Here is a 7,389-nt window from a genome sequence, read left to right on the forward strand (position 1 = left end):
ATATTAGAACATCCATGTTCGTCGGAGCGGTAGTTCAGTTGGTTAGAATACCGGCCTGTCACGCCGGGGGTCGCGGGTTCGAGTCCCGTCCGCTCCGCCACTTATATTAAGCCCTAGTCGAAAGACTAGGGCTTTTTTTCGTTTGTAAGAAATGAATATGATTGTGGGGTAGTTTGTTTGGTTAAGATTTAAAATTGAGAAGCTTAACTGCTGGTCACGCTGGGATGCGCTGGTATTAGGTGTGGAACCTACCATTATTAAATAAAAAAGCCCCGCTATTACTAGCAGGGCTTAGAATATTCTTATTGTGACTATAGATTAGATAACAACTTTACCGTTTTTAACCGCTAGCGTATCGCCAGTTGGTTTTTTATCCATACGAATTGTGTCTTTGTCATCGCCTAGTTGGTAGGTTACATCATAGCCAATGGTTTGTTCTGTTTTGCTATTTTCTGTGTGACAACGTTTTTCCATTGTTGTTGTTGTATGGCCTTCTTGGTATTTACCTTGAGCCATATTACCAGCAACGCCACCGGCTACTGCACCAGCTACTGTTGCGACTTTCTTACCGTTACCACCACCAACTTGGTGTCCTAGTACACCACCGGCAACAGCACCGGCAAGCGTACCTAACACTTTATTTTCGTCTTTAGGAGCGACTTTATGAGTCACAGCAACTTGCTCACAGACTTGGTGTGGTGTTGTTACTGTTTTAGTGACGGCTTTTACTGATAAAACTTTTGCTTCTGTTGGTTCGCTAGCGTGAGATTTTTCATTACACCCTGTTAACGATAAGCTTGAAATAGCAACCAGTGCACTTAGACCCACAATCATATGTTTTTTCATTATATCTCTCCTTAATTTTATGAAGTCTATTCTCCTGATTAGTTCCTGTTTAATGACAGAGCGTTGTGATTTAAATGTAAGCTAATAGTAAAATATTGAATGGATCGGATGTTGTTGATTTAGCATATGGATGGAAATAGCTGGTTTTATTTTTTAATAAAGGACTAAAATAAGAAACTTAAATTGATTAAGTAAATATAAATCACTTTAAAATGAGGACTAAAATAACGCGGTTAATTATTATCATCACTGAGTGGGCTTGTTGGAATGAATAATTCAACAGAAATCCTTTTAGCCGATCAAGTCAAAGGTGTTATTAAAGAGAACTGGAATATCCTATTTCTCGCTATATTAATAGTTAGCATCGGTCAGCTTAGTTTAGGCTTAGTCTTTCCTTTGTTACCTTGGATCCATCTTGATTTTAAAATTAATCAAAATCTTGCGGAAGGACTGATTGTTAGTTATTTGATCGGATATGGTCCATCACAATTATTCTATGGGCCGTTATCTTATGTTTATGGGCGGCGTCATGTATTATTAATAGGTTTGTTGATATCTATCCTTGGTTTAGGAGTTATCTTAACTTTTCACCATGACTTTTCTATTTTGATTATAGGACGCTTTATTCAAGGTGTTGGTGGAGGGTGTGAATCAGTTATTGCACGTTCAATGCTACATGATAGCTATAAAAATAAATTCTTTTTATCAGCAATGACGGGACTATCTATTATTTCTGCTTTTACTCCTATATTTTCACCGATTATGGGAGGGTTAGTGAATCACCATTTTGGTTGGTTTGCGGTTTTTATTTGCTTGTTTATCTATACCGTTCTAGGTTTTCTCATTTTATTTTTCTATTTGCCTGAAACATTATCTACACCTCGTGTCTCTATTTCATTTATTCCTATATTTCAATATTATGGCTCCTTGCTAAAAGATAGATACTTTCTTTCTTATGCGATGATCGGTTGGGTTAACTGGGCACTTGTCATATTTACCGGTTCATTAGCGCCATTTATTTTAGAATCACAATTACATATTACTTCAGAAAATTATGCTTATTGGTCTATTATTCCTGCAGTGGCGTTTTTACTTGCAAGTACATTATGCTTTATATTGAGGAAGTCTTACGGTACGCACCATATTGTTTTTATTGCTCCTGTTATTCAATTGAGTGTGGTTATGATCTTTTTATCACAACCAATGTCACTATTAACGCTAACAATTGGCTTTATTGGTGTGGCTGTTGCTCAAGCGCTTATTTATCCCTGTTCCCAATCCTTATTATTGGTACCTTACAGTAATCAATTAGGAACAGTAAGTGCGCTCTCTGGTGGCGGACAAATGTTATTCTCAGCGATTTTTATTTTTATCGCATGGCAGCTTAATCTTGATAATTATTACTCACTTACAGCCATTATATTTATTACGTCTCTCATAGGGCTGCTTTTTGCCTTGCTGGGCAAGCGATCTATGGCAAGTGCATCACTAGAAAATGAATTATTTAAGCAATAAAAAATCGGGGAATTTTTTTTTCTTTATTACAATGTACATGCGTAAAGCAATAATAAAGATAATACTGCTCAAGGTTGCGACATCTGGGTTAATGTGGTGCTCAGTTTGGAGAATATATAAGTAACAGCCGATAATAACGGGACTGGCATAAAACTCCGTATTGTTAAACATGGTTGGACGGTTGGTGAGAATGTCACGTAGTACGCCACCAAATACCGCAGTGATCATCCCCATAGTGATCGCAACATAGGGCGCATAATGTTGAGCGGTCAGATCTTTAGTGACTAACACTGAGAACATGGAAATACCAATCGCATCCAGAGTTACAATAATACGTTCGACTTTTACGTGTCGTAAATGTGGAGCAAGGAAAAAACCTATAAAAGAGCTGAGTAATGCTGTCCAAAAATAGGATGGATCTCTTATCCAAAAAACCTGATTTGTGGATAGTATAATATCTCTTACGGTTCCGCCTCCGAGTGCTGTTACCCATCCAATCACCATGATGCTGACGATATCTTTACCTTTATTAGATTCACTGATCACGGCACTTAATGCGAAGGCAATAATACAAATAATTTCAATCGTGTGAATAAACATTTAAGCGCCTATAGTGTGGTGATTGATTTTATTATTAATTGAAAAATATTAGCATGTTAGATATTAAATGGGAGAGCAAATAGTGAAGTTAGTGTTTTCAATAATAGCAAAGGTCAGTATTAAACTAACCTTTGCTTTCATTGGTATCAGCGACCGCTATGATCAAAGTTTTGTGTATCATCAGCTGTACACTGCGCTGTCGGATGAGAGTTTAAAAAATCAAGCGAGCGTTGGAAGTCAGCAATTAATAAGCTAGCAAGGTCTACTGTAAAGCCTTGTTTAACTAAGATACGTTGTACCACAATATCTTTCGCGTTTGCAGGCAAGCTATAAGCAGGTACTAACCAGCCTCGAGTACGTAGGCGATCCGCTAAGTCATATAAGCTAAATGAAACGTTAGCATTATTTTTTAAGCGCCATGAAATGGCTGGAATACCTTTTTCACGATTGCCGTCAAACAAGAACTCAAACAGATCAAATTTGTTTAACTCTTTAACGAGGTATTCGCACACATCGTAACTTGCATCATGAATACGTTTGTAACCTTCATAACCTAAACGTAGAAAGTTGTAGTATTGTGCAATGATTTGTCCTGCTGGACGAGAGAAATTCAAGGCGAAAGTCGGCATGTCACCACCTAAGTAGTTAACATGGAATACTAAGCCTTCAGGTAAATCTTCTTTGCTACGCCATACAACCCAGCCAACGCCTAATGGCGATAAACCAAACTTGTGGCCAGAAGTACTGATTGATTTAACCCGCTCTAAGCGGAAATCCCAAGGTTCAATTTCTGTGGCACAAAATGGGGCTAGCATTGCGCCGCTTGCGCCGTCAACGTGGATATCAATCGAGTTACCAGTGTCATGCTCGTAAGTATCTAGTGCATCAGATAACGGTTTTACTGTTTCGTATAAACCGGTGAAAGTTTGACCGAAAGTCGGTACCACCATAATAGTGTTATCATCAACGAGTTCTAACATGTCTTCTGGGGTCATAAAATAATGACCGTCGTCCATTTTAGTTTCGCGCATTTCAACGTCCCAGTAGCGGGCAAATTTTTCCCAACAAACTTGGACAGGGCCACAGACCATGTTTGGTTTATCGGTTGGTTGACCAAGAGCACGACGTTTTTCACGCCAGCGCCATAGGGCAGCCAAACCACCTAGCATACAGGCTTCACTTGAACCTGTGGTTGAAGTTCCGACTGTTGTAACAGAATCAGGTGCATTCCATAAATCCGCTAACATATGAACACAACGACCTTCAATTTCAGCAGATTGAGGGTATTCATCTTTATCAATCATGTTCTTATCAATGGATAGATCCATTAATTTATGCACTTCATCTTCTTCCCATGTTTGGCAGAAGGTCGCAAGATTTTGACGTGCATTACCATCTAGGTAAAGTTCATCACGGATCATTTGATAGATCACTTTAGGTGCTTGTTCTTGCTGTGGTAGTTTGGTCGTTGCCGCAACGTTATGAATAGTATCTGAGCCATAGATTGGATCATTACCTGTTTTACGGTTTACTTCATGAAGAGCCATAATTTTTCCCTACCTTAGTGTTGCTTACTGCTAAATAAGTTCCAAGCCATTGCTTGAGTAACATGCTTAATCATTTGTTGACCACGGATACTGTTACCAAATGGGTCTAGTCGTGGCGAGAATGCAGCCAGTGCACCTACGTTTGGAATAACCGTTACTAAACCGCCGCCAACGCCACTCTTTGCTGGTAAACCGACATCATATGCCCAATCACCAGAAGTATCGTAAAGCCCTTCCATTACCATCTCTGCGAGAATGTGGGGAATGTTTTGAGGGTCAATCACCTGTTGACCTGAGCATGGGTTTTTACCACCATTGGCCAGTGTTGCGCCTACGGTGGCAAGTTCTACCGTATTAAAGAGGGTAGAACATTGGCGTGTATAAACATCACACGCTTCAAGTGGCTCTGAATACATACGCCCAGATGATTCTAATAACAATGCGATAGCACGGTTATGAGTATTGGTCGTTTGTTCAGACTGATTGACTTCGTCAGAGAGCGATATTTCGCTGTTTGCTAGCAGGGATTGAAAGTTCAAAATCTGCTGCCAGCGTTGCTCTTTATCTGTCGCTTTAACTAAGCTCACTGTTGCCATTGCACCGGCATTAACGAGAGGGGTTAGGGGTTTACCGTTATGGAGTTCAAGTGCCAAAACGGAATTAAATGGCATCCCTGTTGGTTCTGCACCGACTTTACTGTGCAGCGCATCGGCGCCTGATTGTTCAAGAACTAATCCAAGCGTCATAATTTTTGAGATAGATTCAATAGCAAATTTATAATCACAGTCTTGTAATTGAATAATCTCGCCAGTAACAGACACAAAGGCTAAGCCTGTAAGTTCTGACGGTACTGATGCAAGAAACGGAATATATGAGGCGTTTTCGCCGTCGTTATTCGTTTTTGCTTCATTCAGTGCTTGCTGCATAATGACAGCAAGCTTTTCATTTAGTGGTGGCATTTGACGCATCCTTAACTCTTATTGATTTAATGTATGAGTTACTTTGTCTGATGGATTGATCACACCTGGATGAGTATCTTCTATTTCCCAAGTAAAGGGTGCAAAGTCTGAGACTGTTGGATCTTTCCAGTGCGGTTTACGGGCTTTGTAGATGAATAATGGAACAGCTACAAATATCACCGTTAGTACCACTAAGAAGCCAATGTATTCTTCAGGGCTACCGACTGAAATTTGACTTGGTGGAATGAAAGAGAAGATGAATGCTAATAGTGAACCAGAAAAGCCAACACCAGCTATGATCCACATTCCCATATCACCACCAGGGATTTTGTATGGACGAGGGCGATTAGGTTGGCTGTAGCGTAAATGAATCGCTGCAGCAAACATTAATAAGTACATGATGAGGTAAAGAACGACCGTTAATTGACTTAGAATTTGATAAGCAGCTTGAACTGAAGGTAATACTACAAACACAGTAGAAATCATGGTCACTAAGAACGCTTGTGCCATCATGATATGGGTTGCCATACCATTTTTGTTGGTGTATTGCCAAAAGCGTGGTAAATAACCACCTTTAGCAACCACAAGTAATGCCGATGAAGGACCTGCAACCCAGCCAACAACTCCAGCAAGTACACCTAGCGCTAAACAAGCTGCCATAATTGGCGCAGCCCAGCTGATGCCAGCCCAAGCAAACATATCATTGTAAGCGACTAATAAACTTTGAGTTAAGCTGATGTCTTGTTGTGGAATAACAAATGCAATTGCCAGCGTGCCAAGTACGAATACACAGACAGTACCAATCGCAGCAATCGCAATCGCAATTGGGTAGTTACGCGGCGCATTATCAACTTCTTTAACGTGAATCGCGTTCATTTCCATACCGGCATAGAATAAGAAGATACTTGCCGCTAAAACTACGTTATTAAAGTTAGAAAAGTCAGGAATAATATCGTGCCAAGAAAGTTGAATTTGTGGTGGCTTACCTGAGAAGAATAGGTAAGAGAAACCTAAAATAATTAATACGATACCAGGAATAACAGTACCAATTAACCCGCCCCATTTAGCCACTTTAGAAAAGGCTGCAGTGCCGCGTAAAGCGATGAAAGTTGCGAGCCAATAAATGGCTAATACTATTCCTAGTACGAAGAATTTATTTTGAGATAATGCTTGATCCCATGATTTATCTGGACCCATAAATGCAAGTGAAACAGAGCCAAAAGTTAATGCGGTTGGAAACCAAACAGTCACTTCAATCCATAGCATGAAGATCGCAACTAACGCTATTCGAGCTCCAAAAGCTTCGCCGACCCAGCGGAATACACCGCCTTTTTCAGACCAACCTGTCGCAAGCTCAGCGGCAACTAATGATACAGGAACCAGAAATACTACGGCGGCAAAAATATAATAAAAAATGGAGCTTAATCCGTATTCAGCTTCTGCTGGAAGACCGCGCAAACTCACTACTGCAACAATGTTTAACATTGCGAGAGCGAAAATGCTGATCCCCCCTTTTTTCGTTTTAATTGAATTTGTCATTGTTAACCAACTTATATTTAGTGCATTAAACTAATATTACAATATGAAAAATTAATTCATGTTGTAATTATATGTGAGAAAAAACATCAATAGAGTAGTACGTAAATTAAGGTGGATAATTATTATTGTTTATATTTGTGGATTATATATCAATAATTAAAGTTAACTTTATGATATGAGAAGTATTATTGGAATTATGTTTGGTAATATTTTTCTAGTGGTCTATTATTAATTTTTTAGTGACTGTTTTTAGTGACTGTTTTTAGTGACTGTTTTTAGTGACTGTTTTTAGTGACTGTTTTTAGTGACTGTTTTTAGTGACTGTTTTTAGTGACTGTTTTTAGTGACTGTTTTTAGTGACTGTTTTTAGTGACTGTTTTTAG

6 protein-coding genes and 1 tRNA gene are annotated in these 7,389 nt (G+C 39.2%); 2 read left to right on the plus strand and 5 right to left on the minus strand.

The annotated features are described in order from the left end of the window. The first annotated feature begins 23 nt into the window (after positions 1-23). Positions 24-100: transfer RNA gene (locus C9J40_RS21570), tRNA-Asp, on the plus strand. A gap of 218 nt (positions 101-318) precedes the next feature. Here C9J40_RS21570 and C9J40_RS21575 read toward each other — a convergent pair. Beyond that, positions 319-846, minus strand: a complete 528-nt coding sequence (locus C9J40_RS21575) for a glycine zipper 2TM domain-containing protein (protein ID WP_107207758.1) — start codon at positions 844-846, stop codon at positions 319-321. 267 nt (positions 847-1,113) lie between these two features. On the opposite strand from C9J40_RS21575, the gene C9J40_RS21580 reads away from it, so the two are divergent. Beyond that, positions 1,114-2,361, plus strand: coding sequence for an MFS transporter (locus C9J40_RS21580; protein ID WP_107207757.1), 1,248 nt, complete (start codon positions 1,114-1,116; stop codon positions 2,359-2,361). On the opposite strand, the gene C9J40_RS21585 is transcribed toward C9J40_RS21580, so the two are convergent. The 4 genes from C9J40_RS21585 to gadC form a co-directional block, all read right to left on the minus strand. Then, positions 2,347-2,961 carry a trimeric intracellular cation channel family protein gene (locus tag C9J40_RS21585; protein WP_107207756.1) on the minus strand — a complete coding sequence of 205 codons (615 nt, stop codon included), beginning with the start codon at positions 2,959-2,961 and terminating at the stop codon, positions 2,347-2,349. The genes C9J40_RS21580 and C9J40_RS21585 overlap by 15 nt on opposite strands. Before the next feature lie 146 nt (positions 2,962-3,107). Next, a complete protein-coding gene (locus tag C9J40_RS21590) occupies positions 3,108-4,508 on the minus strand; it encodes a glutamate decarboxylase (RefSeq protein ID WP_107207755.1) in 1,401 nt (466 codons plus the stop codon). Positions 4,509-4,522: 14 nt separating this feature from the next. Then, positions 4,523-5,467, minus strand: coding sequence for a glutaminase A (gene glsA, locus C9J40_RS21595; protein WP_107207760.1), 945 nt, complete (start codon positions 5,465-5,467; stop codon positions 4,523-4,525). Between the two features lie 18 nt (positions 5,468-5,485). Continuing rightward, a complete protein-coding gene (gene gadC / locus C9J40_RS21600; RefSeq protein ID WP_107207754.1) occupies positions 5,486-7,006 on the minus strand; it encodes a putative glutamine/gamma-aminobutyrate antiporter GadC in 1,521 nt (506 codons plus the stop codon). Between the last annotated feature and the right edge of the window lie 383 nt (positions 7,007-7,389).

This window comes from Photobacterium sp. GB-72, from assembly GCF_003026095.1.
Taxonomy (GTDB): domain Bacteria; phylum Pseudomonadota; class Gammaproteobacteria; order Enterobacterales; family Vibrionaceae; genus Photobacterium.